18 protein-coding genes are annotated in these 19,552 nt (G+C 54.4%); 7 read left to right on the forward strand and 11 right to left on the reverse strand.

The genetic code is table 11. The features are described from left to right. The first annotated feature begins 28 nt into the window (after positions 1-28). The 5 genes from AL479_RS19945 (at position 29) to selO (ending at position 4,312) form a co-directional block, all read left to right on the forward strand. Positions 29-580 carry a glutathione peroxidase gene (locus tag AL479_RS19945; RefSeq protein ID WP_061077332.1) on the forward strand — a complete coding sequence of 184 codons (552 nt, stop codon included), beginning with the start codon at positions 29-31 and terminating at the stop codon, positions 578-580. After that, a complete protein-coding gene (btuD, locus tag AL479_RS19950) occupies positions 580-1,329 on the forward strand; it encodes a vitamin B12 ABC transporter ATP-binding protein BtuD (protein WP_061077333.1) in 750 nt (249 codons plus the stop codon). The genes AL479_RS19945 and btuD overlap by 1 nt, the downstream gene beginning before the upstream one ends. Positions 1,330-1,407: 78 nt before the next feature. Next, the gene (locus AL479_RS19955; protein WP_042319354.1) at positions 1,408-1,872 is read left to right on the forward strand and encodes a C40 family peptidase; all 465 of its coding nucleotides are present in this window, start codon (positions 1,408-1,410) and stop codon (positions 1,870-1,872) included. A 222-nt stretch (positions 1,873-2,094) separates the two neighbouring features. Further along, on the forward strand, positions 2,095-2,808 hold the full coding sequence (locus AL479_RS19960; RefSeq protein ID WP_061077334.1) for an EAL domain-containing protein: 714 nt from the start codon (positions 2,095-2,097) through the stop codon (positions 2,806-2,808). Positions 2,809-2,869: 61 nt separating this feature from the next. Beyond that, on the forward strand, positions 2,870-4,312 hold the full coding sequence (gene selO / locus AL479_RS19965; RefSeq protein WP_061077335.1) for a protein adenylyltransferase SelO: 1,443 nt from the start codon (positions 2,870-2,872) through the stop codon (positions 4,310-4,312). A 4-nt stretch (positions 4,313-4,316) separates the two neighbouring features. On the opposite strand, the gene hemP is transcribed toward selO, so the two are convergent. The 3 genes from hemP to ppsR all read right to left on the reverse strand — a co-directional run bounded on the left by hemP (position 4,317) and on the right by ppsR (position 6,678). Beyond that, positions 4,317-4,499, reverse strand: coding sequence for a hemin uptake protein HemP (hemP, locus tag AL479_RS19970; protein ID WP_061077336.1), 183 nt, complete (start codon positions 4,497-4,499; stop codon positions 4,317-4,319). Between the two features lie 142 nt (positions 4,500-4,641). Beyond that, a complete protein-coding gene (gene aroH / locus AL479_RS19975; protein ID WP_061077337.1) occupies positions 4,642-5,688 on the reverse strand; it encodes a 3-deoxy-7-phosphoheptulonate synthase AroH in 1,047 nt (348 codons plus the stop codon). A gap of 156 nt (positions 5,689-5,844) precedes the next feature. Further along, entirely contained in the window at positions 5,845-6,678 is an 834-nt protein-coding gene (ppsR, locus tag AL479_RS19980) for a posphoenolpyruvate synthetase regulatory kinase/phosphorylase PpsR (protein WP_061077338.1), read from the reverse strand. 333 nt (positions 6,679-7,011) lie between these two features. Here ppsR and ppsA point away from each other — a divergent pair, with 333 nt between their 5' ends. Then, complete coding sequence (gene ppsA / locus AL479_RS19985; RefSeq protein WP_061077339.1) at positions 7,012-9,390, forward strand: phosphoenolpyruvate synthase; 2,379 nt, start codon at positions 7,012-7,014, stop codon at positions 9,388-9,390. An 83-nt stretch (positions 9,391-9,473) separates the two neighbouring features. Here ppsA and fadK read toward each other — a convergent pair whose 3' ends face one another. The 5 genes from fadK to AL479_RS20010 form a co-directional block, all read right to left on the reverse strand. Further along, positions 9,474-11,114 (reverse strand): medium-chain fatty-acid--CoA ligase, encoded by a 1,641-nt coding sequence (fadK, locus tag AL479_RS19990; protein WP_061077340.1) that lies wholly within the window; start codon positions 11,112-11,114, stop codon positions 9,474-9,476. 95 nt (positions 11,115-11,209) lie between these two features. Continuing rightward, positions 11,210-11,503: a ferredoxin family protein gene (locus AL479_RS19995; RefSeq protein WP_061077341.1), complete on the reverse strand. Its 294-nt coding sequence runs from the start codon at positions 11,501-11,503 to the stop codon at positions 11,210-11,212. Then, positions 11,500-12,789 (reverse strand): FAD-dependent oxidoreductase, encoded by a 1,290-nt coding sequence (locus AL479_RS20000; protein WP_061077342.1) that lies wholly within the window; start codon positions 12,787-12,789, stop codon positions 11,500-11,502. The genes AL479_RS19995 and AL479_RS20000 overlap by 4 nt, the downstream gene beginning before the upstream one ends. 56 nt (positions 12,790-12,845) lie before the next feature. Then, entirely contained in the window at positions 12,846-13,781 is a 936-nt protein-coding gene (locus AL479_RS20005) for an electron transfer flavoprotein subunit alpha (protein ID WP_061077343.1), read from the reverse strand. 20 nt (positions 13,782-13,801) lie between these two features. Continuing rightward, on the reverse strand, positions 13,802-14,569 hold the full coding sequence (locus AL479_RS20010; protein ID WP_061077344.1) for an electron transfer flavoprotein: 768 nt from the start codon (positions 14,567-14,569) through the stop codon (positions 13,802-13,804). 328 nt (positions 14,570-14,897) lie between these two features. Here AL479_RS20010 and AL479_RS20015 point away from each other — a divergent pair, with 328 nt between their 5' ends. Then, the gene (locus AL479_RS20015; protein ID WP_061077345.1) at positions 14,898-15,788 is read left to right on the forward strand and encodes an AraC family transcriptional regulator; all 891 of its coding nucleotides are present in this window, start codon (positions 14,898-14,900) and stop codon (positions 15,786-15,788) included. A 71-nt stretch (positions 15,789-15,859) separates the two neighbouring features. On the opposite strand, the gene AL479_RS20020 is transcribed toward AL479_RS20015, so the two are convergent. The 3 genes from AL479_RS20020 to aroD form a co-directional block, all read right to left on the reverse strand. Continuing rightward, the gene (locus tag AL479_RS20020) at positions 15,860-17,011 is read right to left on the reverse strand and encodes an acyl-CoA dehydrogenase (RefSeq protein WP_061077346.1); all 1,152 of its coding nucleotides are present in this window, start codon (positions 17,009-17,011) and stop codon (positions 15,860-15,862) included. 13 nt (positions 17,012-17,024) lie between these two features. Further along, a complete protein-coding gene (locus tag AL479_RS20025; RefSeq protein WP_061077347.1) occupies positions 17,025-18,620 on the reverse strand; it encodes an acyl CoA:acetate/3-ketoacid CoA transferase in 1,596 nt (531 codons plus the stop codon). Positions 18,621-18,764: 144 nt separating this feature from the next. Beyond that, positions 18,765-19,523 (reverse strand): type I 3-dehydroquinate dehydratase, encoded by a 759-nt coding sequence (aroD, locus tag AL479_RS20030; protein ID WP_061077348.1) that lies wholly within the window; start codon positions 19,521-19,523, stop codon positions 18,765-18,767. Between the last annotated feature and the right edge of the window lie 29 nt (positions 19,524-19,552).

Below are 19,552 nucleotides of genomic sequence, written 5' to 3' on the forward strand. Positions count from 1 at the left end.
TTGAATCACTCACGATCCTGGAGAGGCTATGCAAGACTCGATTCTGAACACTGAAGTGACGACGATTGATGGCGAGGTGACGACCCTCGAAAAATTTGCCGGTAATGTGCTGCTGGTGGTGAATGTGGCGTCTAAATGCGGACTCACGCCACAGTATGAGCAACTGGAAAATATCCAGAAGGCATGGGCCGATCGTGGCTTTACGGTGTTGGGTTTTCCCTGCAATCAGTTTCTTGGGCAGGAACCTGGCAGCGAAGACGAAATCAAAACATACTGCGCGACGACCTGGGGCGTGACCTTCCCGATGTTCAGCAAGATTGATGTGAACGGGGAAGGACGTCATCCGCTGTACCAGAAACTGATTGAGGCGACACCGACGGCAGTGGCCCCTGAAGGGAGCGGTTTCTATGAGCGAATGGCCAGCAAAGGGCGCGCCCCGCTCTATCCGGACGATATCCTGTGGAACTTCGAGAAGTTCCTCGTAGGTCGTGATGGCAAGGTGATACAGCGTTTTTCACCGGATATGACGCCGGAAGACCCCATCGTTATGGAAAGTATCAAACTCGCGCTGGATAAATAATGTCGTCACTGATGCAGTTACAGGATGTGGCCAAATCCACCCGGTTAGGGCCTTTGTCCGGCGAGATTCGGGCAGGGGAGATCCTGCATCTGGTGGGGCCGAATGGCGCCGGGAAAAGCACGCTGCTGGCGCGGATGGCGGGGTTAACCAGTGGGGCGGGAACGATCGCTCTGGCGGGCACTGAGCTGGCGTTGTGGCCCGCAGCCAAACTTGCCCGTCATCGTGCTTATCTGGCGCAGCAACAAAACCCGCCCTTTGCGATGCCGGTATGGCACTTCCTGACGCTGCATCAGGCAGACAAAACGCGCACTGACCAGTTGACGGCGGTGGCCGAGTCGCTGGGGCTGGCGGACAAACTTGGACGCAATGCGAAGGAACTCTCGGGAGGGGAATGGCAGCGCGTCCGTCTTGCCGCAGTGATCCTGCAAATCGCGCCAGAGACCAACCCGCAGGGGCAGCTATTGCTACTCGATGAGCCCATGAACAGCCTTGATGTCGCGCAGCAAAATGCGCTGGATCGCATTCTGCACCGCCTGTGCCAGCAGGGGATTGCCATCGTAATGAGCAGTCACGACCTGAATCATACCTTGCGCCACGCGCACCGGGCGTGGTTGCTCAAACAGGGGAAACTGCTCGCCAGCGGTCCACGTGATGAAGTGCTGACGCCAGCGCATTTAGCGCATGCGTATGGTCTGCACTTCCGGCGTCTTGACATCGAAGGTCACAGAATGATTATATCAACCACTTAAACGAAATGGTTTCTTGAAAACTCACGTAAATACCCGCTATATAGGGTGAAGAATAAAAAATACAGAGGATTCGCCTGAATGCGTTTCTGGTTTCTTTTTTGCACAGCACTGTTGTTGGCAGGATGTAGTAGCCACCGAGCGCCGCCGCCCAATGCCCGGCTCTCTGATTCCATCACCGTGATTGCCGGTTTAAATGATCAACTCCAGACCTGGCGCGGGACGCCCTATCGTTACGGCGGCATGAGTCGCGGTGGCGTGGATTGTTCCGGTTTTGTGCTGATGACCATGCGCGATCAGTTCTCTTTGCAACTGCCGCGTGAAACCCGTCAACAGGCAAAACTGGGGACGGAAATCGATAAAGACGAATTGTTGCCTGGCGATCTGGTTTTTTTCAAAACCGGATCGGGAGAGAGCGGTTTACATGTGGGTATTTATGATACCAACGGTCAGTTTATTCATGCATCAACCAGTCGCGGCGTGATGCGCTCGTCGCTGGATAATGTTTACTGGCGGAAAAACTTTTGGCAGGCGAGACGCATTTAGTCGTAGGGCGTTATTTCAATTGAGTATGTCCCTCGCTTTTATTGCCGAAAAAAGAACAATGCTGGATAAGCGTTTATAATCAGGATAAGCTGAATACTAAGGAACCGGGGCTCCGGGTGAAAAGGACAACATGAACATTTTCCTTCTGGCATTAAAAAAGATGGATGACGACATCCTGTGTAATAGGTTGCCGAATCACTCCCTGTATGTGGGACTGCCGTGATGAATGTTTCACTGGATAATGTGTATCATTCTGAACTCTATTTTCAGCCCGCCCGGAATGTACAACGAAAACTTATCGGTTTGAGCGTTATCGCGAACTTTGTCAGTGAAGACGGTGACGTTCGTATCCCGACGGAACTGGTGCTTCCGCGACTTTCTCCCGAAGAACAGTGCCAGCTATTTATCGAAAAACTGGCGCTGATCGAAACGTGCCAACACTTTTTTATTCAACATAAACTTGTCGCCTGGATTTATATAACCCCGGCAGTTGTACCGTTATTATTAACGAATAGTGAGTGCGTTTCTGCCGTTAAACGATTTTCATTTCTCGAACTCATGATTAATGAGAATTTTCCCGAACTGTCTGAAGGCAAAGAGAATAAAACGCTGAATGCGCTGGCCGAACGTTTTCCTCTGGTACTGGCCAATTTCGGTGCAGGGGAAAGTGCCAACAAAGCCATATTCGATGGGTTATTTAAACGAATTATCCTGGACCGGAATTTTGTCCATCGCCGGGCCACACGTCTTTCCTTCGAACCGTTCATGCGCGCTATCCTTACGCAAGTGTCCCCCTATTGTGAATCGCTGATGATCGCCGGTATCGACAGCGAGGCGATGTTGACCCGTGTGACGCCATTCGGTTTTAGCGCTATGCAGGGCGGGCTGTGGCCTGCCGTCACGGCCGATCAGGTCACCCAATTACGCCACGGATAACCTTTCTGTTTGCTGGTGTTTATGGCGGTGTTAACCGTCTACACTACAGACAGGAGGCCTTATGACCCTGTCTTTTACAGCCCGCTGGCGCGATGAACTGCCAGCAACATTTACCGCACTGTCGCCAACACCGCTGAATCACTCGCGACTGATTTGGCACAACGATGCGCTTGCCGAACAACTGGGCATTCCCGATTCACTTTTTCATCCTGACAGCCCGGCGGGTGTCTGGGGCGGCGAAGCGCTGTTGCCGGGGATGTCTCCGCTGGCGCAGGTCTATAGCGGTCATCAGTTTGGTGTCTGGGCGGGTCAACTGGGCGACGGGCGCGGCATTCTGCTCGGTGAGCAGTTGCTTGCCGATGGCAGCACGATGGACTGGCACCTGAAAGGCGCCGGTTTGACGCCGTATTCGCGCATGGGCGATGGCCGTGCGGTATTGCGCTCCACGATCCGTGAAAGCCTTGCCAGTGAAGCGATGCACTACCTGGGTATACCGACGACCCGGGCGCTGACGATTGTCACCAGCGAAACACCGGTCTACCGCGAAACGGTGGAGGCGGGAGCGATGCTGATGCGACTGGCGCAAAGCCATCTGCGCTTTGGTCATTTTGAGCATTTCTATTACCGTCGCGAGCCGGAAAACGTTCAGCAGCTGGCAGATTTCGCGATTCGCCATTACTGGCCTCACCTCCAGCAAGATGCCGATAAGTACATTCTCTGGTTTCGCGACGTGGTCGCGCGGACCGCGTCACTGATAGCCGACTGGCAAACCGTGGGTTTCGCGCACGGGGTGATGAACACCGATAACATGTCGATTCTCGGGCTGACGATGGACTACGGTCCGTTTGGGTTCCTGGATGACTATGAGCCGGGCTTCATTTGCAACCATTCTGACCATCAGGGGCGCTACAGCTTTGACAATCAGCCTGCGGTAGGCTTGTGGAATCTTCAGCGCCTCGCGCAAAGCCTGTCGCCTTTCATCGCCGTTGAGGCGTTGAATGATGCCCTCGACGGGTACCAGGTGGCGCTGCTGACGCGCTACGGTCAGCGGATGCGGCAGAAACTGGGCTTCATGACCGAACAAAAAGATGACAACGATCTGCTGAACGAATTGTTCAGTTTGATGGCCCGCGAGCACAGCGACTATACCCGTACTTTCCGCAGGTTAAGTCTGACAGAGCAGCAGAATGCCGCCTCTCCACTGCGCGATGAATTTATCGATCGTGCCGCCTTTGATGACTGGTTCTCACGTTACAGAACGCGTTTGCAACGCGATGGTGTCGACGACGCGGCGCGTCAGTCGTTGATGCTGAGCGCCAATCCTTCGGTGGTGCTGCGCAACTGGCTGGCGCAGCGGGCGATTGCGGCGGCGGAAAAAGGTGACATGAGTGAACTGCATCGCTTACATGCCGTGCTGCGGGAACCTTTCCGCGATCGCCATGATGATTACAGCCAGCGTCCGCCGGACTGGGGCAAGCGTCTGGAAGTCAGCTGTTCAAGCTAAAGCGCTATTTGGTCAGCAAGAGTTTACCTGCCTGCGTTTGACGCAGCAGGTATTCCTGACCGTTGTGATCGATAATCACTTTACCGTCATCACCTAACAGTTTCTGACTGCTGATCTTGCGGATGGGCGCAGGCGGAGGAGCTGCATTTTCTCGTTCCTTAAGGCGGGGGGACTCAATGTTATCCATACGGGTATCACAATTTATTAATAATAATTAATGTAACAATGATTTTTATTATCAATAATGTGCGCGATAACAACAAGTATTAAATGTGGTAGTTTGCGAAAAAGGGAGAGAAAATGCCCACCCTGAACGGATGGGCGAACGATCAGAAGCGGCTGTCCACCGCCGAGGCCAGTTTGCTCAGCAGCAGTTCCGTGTCTTCCCAGTTAAGGCAAGGATCGGTGATCGACTGACCGTAAACCAGCGGCTGCCCGCTGACGATTTTCTGCGTACCTTCACGCAGGAAGCTCTCCGCCATAATGCCGGCGATGGCTGTCGATCCGTTACGGATTTGCTGGCAAATATCATCACAGACATCCAGTTGACGGCGATGCTGCTTCTGGCAGTTGCCGTGGCTGAAATCGACGACCAGATGTTCGGGTAAATCAAATTCATGCAGCGTATCGCAGGCTGCAGCAATATCTTCAGCATGGTAGTTCGGCTTCTTACCACCGCGCATAATGATATGGCCATAAGGGTTGCCGCTGGTCTGATAAATGGTCATCTGACCGGTTTTATCGGGCGAGAGGAACATATGGCTGGCGCGGGACGCACGGATCGCGTCAACAGCGATACGGGTATTTCCGTCGGTACCGTTTTTAAAGCCGACCGGGCAGGAGAGCGCCGAGGCCATTTCGCGGTGGATCTGGCTTTCGGTGGTTCGCGCGCCAATGGCGCCCCAACTGATCAGGTCGGCAATAAATTGACCGGTCACCATATCGAGAAATTCCGTGGCGGTCGGGATACCCAGCTCATTGACCTGCAACAGCAGTTTACGCGCCAGCTCAATGCCGTGATTCACGCGATAGCTGCCGTTGAGATCCGGGTCGGAAATGAGTCCCTTCCAGCCGACAACGGTACGTGGTTTTTCAAAATAGGTGCGCATGACGATTTCCAGGCGCGCCTGATGCTGCGTGCGCAACGCCTGTAAACGTGTGGCGTACTCCAGTGCGGCATCGAGATCGTGAATGGAGCACGGACCCACAATAACCAGCAAGCGGCGATCTTCACCGTTCAATATTCTTTCTATCCGGCGTCGGGAGTCGATGACGTGGCTGGCGACGGCGGACGACACAGGGTGCCGTTGCGCAAGTTCAGCGGGCGTGACCAGACTGTCTATACGCGCGGTACGCAGTTCATCGGTTCTGTTCATGATAATTCTCAGAAATTTGTGGCTTCTACGGCAGAGGTACCGGGAAGTGATGGGCACAACCTTAAACCAATCCCTGCTGATTTCAAGTGCGAGGTGCGTCACACCTCGCGGTAGAACAGTATGATAACAAAAAAACAGAACCCGTGAACTAGTTTGTTAGTACATGCGTCGACTCAGTCCCATGATATCGAGGATTTTGGTGGCAATCTCTTCAACCGAATAGTTGGTACTGTTCAGCCACGGGATCTGGTTCTTACGGTAGAGCGCCTCGACTTCGGCCACTTCCATACGGCACTGACGCAGGGAGGCATAGCGACTGTTTTCCCGGCGTTCTTCACGGATGGCGGCCAGACGTTCAGGGTCAATCGTCAGGCCAAACAGCTTATGTTGCAGAGGTTTTAACGATGCGGGCAGAACCAGATTGTCCATGTCGTCGGCAATAAAAGGATAGTTCGCCGCGCGGATGCCAAACTGCATCGCCAGGTAGAGACTGGTGGGCGTTTTGCCACAGCGCGAGACGCCCAACAAAATCACCTGCGCCTGGTCGAGGTTGCGCAACGAAATGCCGTCATCGTGGGCAAGGGTGTAATCAATGGCGGCGATTCGCGCATCGTACTTGTTCAGGTTACCCGGATTCAGCCCGTGAGTCCGGTGGGCAATCGGCGTGGGGTAGAGTTTCATCTCGTGCTGTAGCGGGGTGATCAGCGCCTGCACGATATCCTGACAGAAGCCTTCGCTTTGCAGAATGATGGAGCGGATCTCCGGCAACACAATCGAATAGAACACCAGGGGACGCACGCCGGTTTGTTGAAAAATGGCGTCGATCTGGTCTTTAACGGCGCGGGCGCGGTTCTCATTTTCGACAAACGGCAGCGTAATGCTGCTGATAGTGACGGGGAACTGTGACATCACCGCATGGCCCAACACTTCAGCAGTAATTGCCGTTCCATCGGAAATATAAAACACATGACGATCTACAGCATTATCCATTTTCACACCCTGAAAGTCAGTCATAATTCTCTGAAAGCATAAATTAAAATTACTCTGAAGCGTAGAAAATAACGCTTATTTTGAAAGTGAAATGGTATTTTTATATTTTATGAAAAGGACATTTCATTTTCTGGAACAGATGTTTATACCGACACATTTTGTGGGGATCGCCCGCCACTCGCGGGTTTGCGCAAATGGGTAAACTGTCCGAAAAAATAAAAAATATATTTGCTTGAACGATTCACCGTTTTTTTAAGCGGGTTAAATATGCAAAGATAAATACGTAATTAAGCGTTTCCTAAACTCGTTCATTTATCACAAAAGGATTGTTCGATGTCCAACAATGGCTCGTCACCGCTGGTGCTTTGGTATAACCAACTCGGCATGAATGATGTAGACAGAGTTGGGGGCAAAAATGCCTCCCTGGGTGAAATGATTACTAACCTTTCCGGTATGGGTGTTTCGGTACCGAATGGTTTTGCCACAACCGCCGATGCGTTTAATCAGTTTCTGGACCAAAGCGGTGTAAACCAGCGCATCTATGAACTGCTGGATCAAACGGATATTGACGATGTCACCGCGTTAGCGAAGGCCGGCGCGCAGATCCGCCAGTGGATTATCGACACTCCTTTCCAGTCTGAGCTGGAAAATGCCATCCGTGATGCCTACGCGCAACTCTCTGCGGATGATCAACATGCTTCTTTCGCCGTGCGTTCATCTGCCACCGCGGAAGATATGCCGGATGCCTCTTTTGCCGGTCAGCAGGAAACCTTCCTCAACGTCCAGGGGTTTGACGCCGTACTGGTCGCCGTGAAGCACGTGTTTGCATCGCTGTTTAACGACCGCGCGATCTCTTATCGTGTTCACCAGGGCTATGACCACCGTGGTGTGGCGCTCTCTGCGGGTGTTCAGCGGATGGTGCGTTCCGATCTGGCGTCGTCCGGCGTGATGTTCTCCATCGATACCGAATCTGGTTTTGACCAGGTGGTGTTTATCACCTCGGCGTGGGGGCTGGGCGAGATGGTGGTGCAGGGCGCGGTAAACCCGGATGAGTTCTACGTTCACAAACCGACGCTGGCGGCAAATCGTCCGTCTATTGTGCGCCGCACGATGGGCTCGAAAAAAATCCGCATGGTCTATGCACCGACCCAGGAGCACGGCAAACAGGTCACCATTGAAGATGTGCCGCAGGAAAGCCGCGACATTTTCTCCCTGACCAACGACGAAGTGCAGGAACTGGCGAAGCAGGCGGTACAGATTGAAAAACACTACGGTCGTCCGATGGACATCGAGTGGGCGAAAGATGGTCATACCGGCAAGCTGTTCATCGTCCAGGCACGCCCGGAAACCGTGCGTTCCCGCGGCCAGGTGATGGAACGTTACACGCTGCACGCGCAGGGCAAAATCATTGCGGAAGGCCGTGCTATCGGTCACCGCATCGGGGCGGGCCCGGTAAAAGTCATTCAGGATATCAGCGAGATGAACCGCATTGAGCCTGGCGACGTGCTGGTCACCGACATGACCGACCCGGACTGGGAACCGATCATGAAAAAAGCGGCGGCGATAGTCACTAACCGTGGCGGTCGTACCTGTCACGCGGCCATTATCGCGCGTGAACTGGGGATCCCGGCCGTGGTGGGCTGCGGCGATGCCACTGAGCGCATGAAGGATGACGAAAAGGTCACCGTTTCCTGCGCAGAAGGCGATACGGGCTATGTGTACGCCGACCTGCTCGACTTCAGCGTTAAGAGCTCCAGCGTCGATACAATGCCGGATCTGCCGCTGAAGGTGATGATGAACGTCGGTAACCCGGATCGGGCGTTTGACTTTGCCTGTCTGCCAAACGAAGGCGTTGGCCTGGCGCGTCTGGAATTTATCATCAACCGTATGATTGGTGTCCACCCGCGTGCGCTGCTGGAGTTTGACGATCAAGATGCCAAACTGCAGAACGACATCCGCGAGATGATGAAAGGCTTTGATTCTCCGCGTGAATTCTACGTGGGTCGTCTGACGGAAGGGATCGCCACCCTCGGTGCGGCGTTCTGGCCGAAACGTGTGATTGTGCGTTTGTCCGACTTTAAGTCGAACGAATACGCAAACCTGGTGGGCGGTGAGCGCTACGAGCCAGACGAAGAGAACCCGATGCTGGGCTTCCGTGGCGCGGGTCGCTATGTGTCGGACAGCTTCCGTGATTGCTTTGCGCTGGAATGCGATGCGGTAAAACGCGTGCGTAACGAGATGGGGCTGACTAACGTCGAAATCATGATCCCGTTCGTCCGTACCGTTGAGCAGGCAAAAGCGGTCGTGGAAGAGCTGGCGCGTCAGGGGCTGAAACGCGGCGAGAATGGCCTGAAGATCATCATGATGTGTGAGATCCCGTCCAACGCCCTGCTGGCTGAACAGTTCCTGCAATACTTTGACGGTTTCTCAATCGGTTCCAACGACATGACACAGCTGGCGCTGGGTCTGGATCGTGACTCTGGTGTGGTATCTGAGCTGTTTGATGAGCGTAACGACGCGGTGAAAGCGCTGCTGTCGATGGCGATTCGCGCCGCGAAGAAACAGGGTAAATACGTCGGGATTTGCGGTCAGGGTCCGTCTGACCACGAAGACTTTGCCGCCTGGCTGATGGAAGAGGGGATCGACAGCCTGTCGCTGAACCCGGATACCGTTGTCCAGACCTGGCTGAGCCTGGCTGAACTGAAGAAGTAAGGTAATGCCTGATGGCGCTACGCTTATCAGGCCTACCGCGATTCCCTTGTATGCCGGATGGCGATATGCCGCCATCCGGCGCGTTATGCCTCAACACACTCCTGATGTAACCGCTGAATGATATCCTGGCGTAACAGGAACTTCTGGATCTTCCCGGATGCCGTTCTGGGCAACTTTTCAACCACCACAATGTGCTCCGGATACTTATATTTCGCTACACGTTTACGGCTAAAGAAGGCAACCACTTCTTCCAGCGACAGTGAATGATGCGGCGCTTTCAGCACGATGTAGGCGCAGGAACGCTCGCCTAAACGTTCGTCCGGCATGGCAACCACGCAGGCATCGTGAATGCGGGGATGCTGTAACAGAATATCTTCCACTTCGCGACTGCTGATGTTTTCACCGCCCCGAACGATAATATCTTTCTTGCGTCCGGTTACCTTAATGTAGCCCGCCTCGTCCATCCGACAGAGATCGCCACTATAGTACCAGCCCTCGCTATCCAGCGCCCGGGCGGTTAACTCAGGCTCATCAAGATAACCCATAAACACGTTCGGCCCGCGCGATGCTTCTTCTCCCTCAACGCCCGGAGGCACAGGATTACGCGCTTCATCAACAATCCTGATCTCTACGCCCGCCGCCGCGTAGCCATCGGTATTCATCATGCGGGAGAGTGGATCGTCGAGGTTCACTACCGCATGCGGCGAGCTTTCCGTCGAACCATAGACGCTGAGCAGTTTAATGCCGCGCTGCTGGCAGTCGCGAGCAATGCGCTTCGGAATGGTTGTTCCGCCGCACAAAAAGAAACGCAGCGAAGAGAGATCGGCAGGCTGCTTTTCCACGGTACAGAGCAGGTCGTACACAAACGGCGTCGCCCCTAATACGCAGGTACAGCGCTGTTGTTCCAGCAGATCAAGGCAGGCCGTTGGGGTAAAAATATCCAGCAGCACGCTGCGTGCGCCGATCAGAAACGGTGCCGTCACGCCGTGTAAAAAGCCGGTGGCGTGTCCCAGCGGCGCCGGCATCAAAAAGACGTCCAGCCAGGTCAAATTCAGACGCGCGCAGTAGGCCCGCTCGCTGGCGAGAATATTGTTGTGGCTGAGCATGACGCCTTTTGGTAGTCCCTCGGTGCCGGAGGTAAACAGCACGGCGGCCAGTTCGTCGCCGTGAACCTGAATGTGACGGGCAAGCGGCGCGCTGTCCGCAACGATCTGGCTAAGGGCGAGCGAGGTCGTCGCGGGTGCCAGTTTATCGACGCCGATAATGTGTTGCAGATGCGGCAACTGGTTTTGCAGGGGCAAGATCAAATCGACCGGGCGCGTCTGTTTAAACACGGTTGGGGCGAAAAACAGTTTTGCCTGACACTTATTCAGCACCCACACCAGCTCGGCTTCGCGCCAGGCGGGCAGCAGGGGAACGGATACCGCGCCGGTTTTCAGACAGGCGAGATAGATAACGGTAAATTCGCACCATCCGGGAAGCTGAAACGCGACGCGGTCGCCGGGCTGAATGCCGTTCGCCAACATCCAGCTCGCCAGACAGCTTGCCGCATGGTCGAGGGCGGTGTAGGTGAATGCGCTACCGTGGTTATCCACGACGGCGATTTTATCTGGCACGCTGCGCGCGGTATGTTGCCAGTAGTCTCCCAGCGAGGCATCGCCCCAAAAGCCAAGCTTGCGGTATGCGTCCCGCCGCCCGGCGTCAAACGTTAATGTGACACTCATCGGAGGTTCCCGGTAAATCAAGTGGGTAGTGAGGGGATTGCATGCCGGATAAGACGCCAGGCGTCACTCTCCGGCATTTGTGTCCATCCGTCGTATCAGCCGTAGCGGAAATCCACGCCAAACGTGCCTGCGGGGTACTCCCATTTTTCGAGGATCGTCTCACCACACAGCACCCGGCAGGTTCCGCACTCCAGACAGCCCGCAGAATCAAAGTGGATCGTACCGGCCTCATCCTGCTTATAGAGTCCGGCAGGGCAGGCGTTCAGCAATTTTTTAAACTCATTGCTGTCCGGGTTCGCCGCCAGAATGATGTGCGGATGGCCTTCATCGACATGGAATTTATTGACGCCAAGTTTGACGTCGACGTTAACGCGATTTTCCTGGCTCATAGTGCCGTGACTCCCTTAATGCCATCCTTCAGCAGATTCATCAGCCCGACCTGTTTTGCATGCGACAGGATCATCTTGCGCATCGGCTGATTCGGGCTGCCATCAATGGTGAACATGTCATTCATGATGTCCGCCACCATTCGCGGGTACTGGGTGAACAAGCGCGGATTCTCCATCAGCGCCGGGATCTTGCGGAAATGCTGCATATCTCGCATCACGCACCCTTTCTCCAGCTCGCTTTTGTATTCCGCCAGCGTGCGGGCAGAGAAGTCCTTGCGCTCTTTGGCCACTATCGCGGCGTGTGCTGCCGCTTCGGCAGAGGCGATGGCTAAATCCATTCCGCGCACCGTAAAACCGAGGTTCAGACAAAAGCCCGCCGCGTCACCGACAATCATCACACCGTCGCCCACCAGCTCCGGCACCATCGCCAGTCCGCCTTCCGGCACCATATGCGCCGAGTACTCCAGCAATTTGCCGCCCTGAATCAACGGACGAACGGCAGGGTGCTGTTTAAAATCCTCCAGCATCTGCGGTACGCTTTTTTGCGCATGGGCCATGTCGCCCAGTCCACATACCAGACCGAGGGAAACGGAGTCACGATTGGTATAGAGGAACCCGCCGCCCATCAGGCCGTTTGATGGCGAACCGGCGAACAGCCAGGCTGCGCCTTCATTACCGGACAAGTTAAAGCGGTCGTTGATTTGCTCCGGGGAGAGACCAATCAACTCTTTCACACCGACGGCGTAATGGTGTGCCGACGAGGCAGGGACCATTCCCAGCGAACGACCCAACATTGAATTGACGCCATCAGCGAGGATCACCACGTTGGCTTCGAGAATATCGTCGCCAGCCTGTACGCCTGTCACCTGGTTGCCTTCACGAATCAGCGCGTCCACGCGCACGCCGGGGATAAACTGCGCGCCAGCCTCTTCGGCTTGCTCCATCAGCCACGGATCGAGACGGTTGCGCAACACGCTGTACGATGCCTGAGCCGGGACATCCGGCTGTTCGCGATGGTAATCCAGAGTGATCGCGCTTTCTTCCGTCATAAACGAAATTTTCTCGCGGGTGACTTTGCGTTCAATGGGCGCCTTCTCGCCAAATCCGGGCATAATGCGCTCAATCACATGGGCGTAGAGGCGACCCCCGGTCATATTTTTACTGCCCGCGCTGTTACCGCGCTCGATGACCAGAACATCGAGTCCGGCTTTTGCCATGATGTACGCCGCCACCGTTCCCGCTACGCCAGCACCGACGACGATGGCATCAAATTTTTCATCCGACATGCTTAAAGCTCCCTTCCCGCCGTTTGCACAGCGGGAGATGTGGGTCAAGGTGAGAGTCAGCGCAACTGCGCGATCAGGGCAGGGACCACTTTGTAGATATCGCCCACCAGTCCATAATCGGCATAGTTAAAGATTGGCGCGTTTTTATCTTTGTTCACGGCGACAATCACTTTGGCGCCGTTGCCGCCAACCATATGCTGGATCTGCCCGGAAATACCCAGCGTCAGATACAGTTCGGACTTCAGCAGCACGCCGGAAACGCCGATATAGCGCTCGCGTTCCATCCAGTTTTCCCCTTCGGCAATAGGGCGTGAACAGCCCACTTCCGCGCCGAGTACGGCGGCCAGTTCGCGCACCATGTTCAGGTCGTCCTGCGCCGCCAGGCCGCGCCCTACGCCGACCACGCGTTTTGCTTTGCTCAAATCAACGCTGCTGAGCGATTTGGCGCGACGTTCCTGACACAGGATCTCCTGACGCGGGGTCACCCACCCGGCGGTAACCACCGGGCAGTCATGCGCGGGATCCGCTGCGATCGGCTCCAGTACGCCAGGCGCGAGGGTGATAATGGCCAGCGGGCTGTTCAGTTTTTCTTTGCCAAACGCCAGGCCGCCGTACATACGATGCTCGGCAAACAGTGCGTTCTCTTCGACACTCACCGCCGTCGCATCGTTAACCATGGCCGCATCCAGTTGAATACTCAGACGCGCGCCCAGCGCTTTGCAGCGTTTGGTTGCTGCCATCAGCAGCAGACCGTCGCCTTTTTCCCGGATCTGCGCGGCCAGCGTTTCGGCGTAATTTTCGATTCGCTGCAGGTCGGAGGTTTTATCCAGTACGACGATGCCGTCAGCGCCGAGCGGCTTAACATGCGCCGCCTGCTCAGAACTCTGAACAATGGCATAGACCTGTTGACCCCACTGACGTGCGCCAGCCATCAGCTCTGCGTAGCGTTCAACGTTATCGCTAAATACCCAGACGTGGGTTAATTGACTCATGATTGTGTTCTCCGTTGGGCTCAGTTCAGGGCTTTTTTCAGGTGTTCGGCCAGTTCGGCGATGGCTTCCGGCGAATCGTTATCCAGAATGATGTGCTTACGCGCCGTTTGCGGCGGCACAGTAATGGCAACCAGTTCTGCTCGCAGCTCGCCCTGGCGCCAGCCGATGTCGCTTGCCTGCCATGTGTGAACGGGTTTTTTCCCGGCGCCAAGAATGGCTTTCATTGAAGGGATGCGTGGCGCGTTAATATCTGATGTCACACAAATAACGGCCGGAAGTGACAGCTCTATCACCTCAACGTCCTCTTCCAGCGTACGCTCCACAAGCAGCTTATCGCCCTGACGCTGGAGGCTGCTGACAGCGTTAAGGGTTGGCAGTTGCAGGATCTCACCGACCAGTAAACCCACCTGCTGCGCATAAAGGTCGCCAGACCCTTCGCCAAACAAGAGCAGATCGAATCCGATTTTTTCCACCGTGGCGGCAATGGCCTGCGCGGTGTCTTTTGGCAGCGCGTGTTCCAGTTGCGCATCCTGCATCAGGTACAGTGCGTGTGGCCCGCGGGAGAGCACATCCTTACGCACTTTCGAGTTCTGCAATAATAAGCCGCCCACCGTCAGCGCAGCGATCTCATCTTCTGCTTCGGTGGCCAGTTGCGTCGCGGCCTCAATAGCGTTGAGATCGAACTGGCTGATTTTGGCGTCTGCATTGTCAAAGCTAAGCGCTTGTTCGGGCGTAACAACAATGTCCTGTTCTTCAGGCACCAGCTTAAAGCAGGTTATTATTTTCATGGCATCTCCTGTGAGTCGCATACCGACAGTGACCATCAGGCCACCCCGGCGGAAAGTGAAAATTGACTGGAAATAGTGTGCGACAGACGGTGGCTTTTTATCGACGGAGCAATCTGTTTTCGTTACCAGGTATCTTGCAAAAAAAGTGGGATCGCTCGTGCAAAAGAAATGAGTAGAAAATCATTTGAGAAAATTAAACGTACTATCTTGCAGGTGAGGGAAATAATCTTGTTTTGCCCTTACTAAATACAGTTGTATAACCGCCGTACTCGCTTTATTTTATCCTCATTATATTGTTCAGGATGAATTTCTGCTTGTGGAGGTTGTCATGTATCAACGCTGCTTTGATAATGCCATGGAAAGCCTTTTTGACCAGGGCAAGACCCCGCGATTTTCCCGATTTGTCATTAGTGATGATCCCCGCTGGGAGTCCGGTCATCATGTTCATGACAATGAAACCGAGCTGATTTATGTCAAAAAAGGCATTGTCAGATTAACTATCGACTCTTCCCTTTATGTGGCTCACGAAGATGATATTGTCGTGGTGGAGCGGGGGCGGTTACACGCCGTGACATCGGATGTGAACGCGCCGGCCACCACCTACACCTGCGCGCTGTATGGCTTTCGTTTTCAGGGCTGGGAGGAAAACCAACTGCTGCAATCGCACTCCTGTCCGGTGGTTGCCGTCGGCCAGGGAAAAGAAGTCATCAAAAGCATTTTTAATGAGCTCGGGGAGATGCTTCCACAAAGTAAAAATGGACTGACGTCGTCCGTCTGTGATGCGTTTGCCTATGCGTTGACGGTGCTCTTCTTTGAGAACTTTAAAAATGCGTATCGTTCGGAACAAGGACATATTAAAAAAGATGTTCTGATTAAAGATATTCTGGTCTATCTCAATAATAATTATCGGGAAAAAATTACGCTTGAGCAGTTATCAAAAAAATTTCGTGCCAGCGTCAGCTATATTTGTCACGAATTTACCCGCGAGTACCATATTTCACCGATCAATTATGTGATTCAGCGGCGGATGACCGAAGCAAAATTTGCCTTAACCAATACCGATTATTCACAGGCTGAAATTTCCTGGCGTGTGGGGTACGAGAACGTCGACCACTTCGCGAAGCTGTTTTTGCGCCACGTCGGCTGTTCGCCAGGAGACTATCGTAAACAGTTTAAAAATAGCCTGGCAGAGCAAGCCTGTCTGTTGTCCGACGCCTGAGTGTATGTTTCATCATCGGTAAGCGCATGAATTGCCGGATAGCGGTGCAAGCACCGTATCCGGCCTGTCGCTTACTTGTTCTGATAATCCTTCAGGATCTGCCGACCTGCGACATAAATCATGATCTCATCCGTTCCGCCGCCAATCCGTTCACAACGGACATCGCGCCAGAATCGGGAGACACGCGCTTCGTCGGTATAACCCAGCCCGCCCATAATCTGAATCGCATCGTCAATCACTTCCATCGCGGTCCGGGCGCAGTACAGTTTCGCCAGCGCGGCGCTGGTACGCAGTGACTGCTCCCGATCGGCCTGCCACGCCACTTTAAGCACCATATTACGCATGTTGTCGACTTTGATTGCCATCAGCGCCAGTTTTTCCTGGATCATCTGGTTGTGTCCAATCGGCTTGCCAAACGCAATGCGCTGGTTGGCATAACGTGCGGCATCTTCAAAGGCACATTCGGCGAAGCCAGTACTGCGCGCGGCGTTGATCAGACGTTCCATCTCAAAGTTGTACATCACGTTGAGAAAGCCCATGCCTTCTTCGCCCACCATGTCGCTTTCATCCACCTCAACGTTATCGAGATAGACTTCGCAGGTGCTGAGCATATGCCAGCCGATTTTGTGCAGCGGGTTGATTTTGATCCCTGGTTTGTTGGACTCCACCCACCAGAGGGTAAAGGCTTTCTTCGGATCTTTTGGTTCCGGATCGCGCGCCAGCACCAGCATGTACGGATACTCTTTGGCGCCGGTAATAAATGTCTTCTGGCCGTTCAGGTACACCTTGCCGTCTTTGCGCGTGTAGCTGGTGGTGGCGCTGTTGTTGTCAGAACCCGCACCTGGCTCGGTTAACGCCAGGGCATAGGCCGGATCGCCGGTCTCCAGCGTGCTTTCCGCCGTTTTCCGCAGTTGTTCTGGCGAGCCGAAACGGCGCATGCTGTGAATACACTGACCGTTGGTGATCAGAAAGGCCGGGGCGCCGCATTTTGACACTTCCATCAGGGCCAGCATTTGGGTGACATAGTCTGCCGGAATACCGCCGAACTCTTCCGGTACGCCCAGCATGGAAATCCCGTTGTCCGCCAGTGCGCGCATAAACTCTCTGGGGTAGGTCGCCGTCTGATCGCAGGTACGGAAATACTCTTCCGGAAAATTGCTGGTGATCAGTTCCCGGATACTGGCAAGCAGCAGCTCTTGCTCTTCGGTTAAAGAAAAGTCCATCATCGTACTCCTTTTAATTCGCCGCTTCCGGCAGTTCAAAACCCATGGTGGCGTCGATAAATAATCTTTCATCCATCAGCTTCAGGTCTGGCGAAATAACCGGTGCGAAATCCATTTTGGCCAGAATATCGCGTTCCAGATCCACTCCAGGGGCAATCTCAATAAGATGCAGACCGTCCTCTTTTAGCGTAAATACCGCGCGCTCGGTGATGTAGCGCACGTCCAGGCCGCGCTCAAGGGCGATCTTTCCGCTGAAGGTAATTTCCGGCAGTTCGCTGATGAATTTATTCACCCGGCCTTCCTGGACGATGGTTAATTTACCGTCGGCCACTTCTGTTTTCAGACTGCCAGCGGTTAGCGTGCCGCAGAAAACAATTTTCTTTGAGGTGGCGCTAATATCGATAAAACCACCAGTCCCCATGATTTTGCCGTTGAATTTATGCACCCCGACGTTGCCGTGGCGGTCAACCTCCGCAAAGCTCAGATAGCAGACGTCCAGTCCACCGCCATGGTAGAAGTCAAACTGTGAGGTCATGTCAAGAATGGCGCGAGTGTTGACGTTTGCACCGAAGGCGACGCCCTGGGAGGTGATCCCACCAACGGGGCCGGTTTCAACGGTCAGTACAAAGTCATCCGCACAGCCTTCCTCACGGGCCACCAGTCCAATGCCATCCGCGATACCGACGCCGACGTTACCGACCGCACCTTTACGCATCTCAAACAGGGCGCGGCGGGCGACCAGTTTACGTTGGTTAAGGGGCAGGGAGAGCTGGGTGCTGTCGTCGAGGGTGAAATCGCCTGAGATAAAACGGTTCACCGGCGCGCCGCCGTACAGTTGCGTCTGGTCAGGATCGACCACCACGATATCCACCAGATAGCCGGGGATGCGTACGGATTTAGGATGCAGCGTGGCTTTCTTGACCATCTTCTGCACCTGCATCATCACGATGCCGCCGTGGTTGTGCACCGCCTGAGCCAGCACCAGCGCGTCGAGGTACATCACCTCATCTTCAAACGAGGCATAGCCTTCGCTGTCGCAGGTGGTGGCGCGGATAAACGCGACGGTAGGCGCAATCGCTTTGTAGTAGAGATATTCTTTGTTATCAATCTCTACCAGCTTGATGAGGTCTTCTTGGGTGACCTCATTGAGCTTGCCACCCTGTTGGCGCGGGTCGACGAAGGTGCCAATCCCGATATCGCTGAGGATCCCCGGCTGGTGGGCGGCAGACGCGCGTAAAGCCTGAGTCAGCACCCCTTGCGGATAGTTATAGGCGGCAATCTTATTCTGTTCCGCTAAGTCCGAAATACGCGGCGACTGTCCCCAGTGTCCGCACAGGGCCCATTTCACCAGGCCTTCCTGGGCCAGCGGGCTGATTCCGCGATCGGCGCGATCGCCCAGCCCCGTCGGACTGATAATCGATAAATTCCGCGGCGTTTGCGTTTGTTTATATTTATCGGCTAAAGCGGTAATTAAGGTGGTGGCTTCCAGAATGCCGCCGCCTGCGCCTAATATACACAGTACATCTTCATCTTTAATATAATTCACCGCGTCCTGGGCCGAGAGCACAGGCACGCGACCATTAACGCGTGGTGGTCTTTCAGGTTTCATATTAACTCCTGGATACCCGGCAGAAACCCGACGCCGCTGTGTTCAGGCGCAGGCCTCCGCTGAATATTCATGTGGAATATTCACTGTGGAATAAAATTTATATTTACTGGCGGGAGGGAATCCTTCCCGCCTTTATTTCGCGTATTACGCCTGATGTAATATCGTTAATACCGTACGCAGGTCGCTCACGGATATTTGTCCGGGCGCCGAAGCCTTTTTAACCGCGCCAAACGTCGCCGCAGAGCCGAAGACTTCACCCGCCAGGCGCGAAATCACACCGGTTTTCGACATCGACATGGTGATCACCGGACGGTCAGCGTACTGTTCCTGCATTTTCAGCGTGGCGGAAAGCAGCGTCAGAACATCGGTACGGCTCTGCGGCATCAGGGCGATCTTCGGAATATCGGCACCCAGTTCCTGCATTTTGCGCAGCCGCGCAACGATCTCTTCTTCTGCCGGCGTCTTGTGGAAATCATGGTTGGACATGATCACGCTGACGTTTTTACTGTGCGCATAGTCCACCGTCGCCTTGACCTGCTCATCACCGGTAAACAGTTCGAGATCGATCATATCCACCAGACCGCTGTCAACCGCAGCGCGATTCAGCGCGAGATAAGCGTCGGTTGAAATGGCCTGTTCGCCCCCTTCATTCGCGCTGCGGAACGTGAACAGCAGGGGAGTCTGGGGCATTTCAGCGCGGATCGCGCGGACAGCCTCCAGTACGGCATCGGCAGAGGCGACATCGGCGAAATGGTCAACGCGCCATTCCAGAATGTCGAAATCCGCGTCGCGATAGGCCTGCGCTTCTGCGCGGACGCTGGCGATATCTTTGCCCATCAGCGAGACGATTATTTTTGGAGCCCCTTCGCCAATCACGAGGTTTTTTACGGTTACGGTTTTCATTTAATACCTTTTATCAGTCTTAGTTCCTG

Source organism: Citrobacter amalonaticus (assembly GCF_001559075.2).
Lineage (GTDB): Bacteria > Pseudomonadota > Gammaproteobacteria > Enterobacterales > Enterobacteriaceae > Citrobacter_A > Citrobacter_A amalonaticus_F.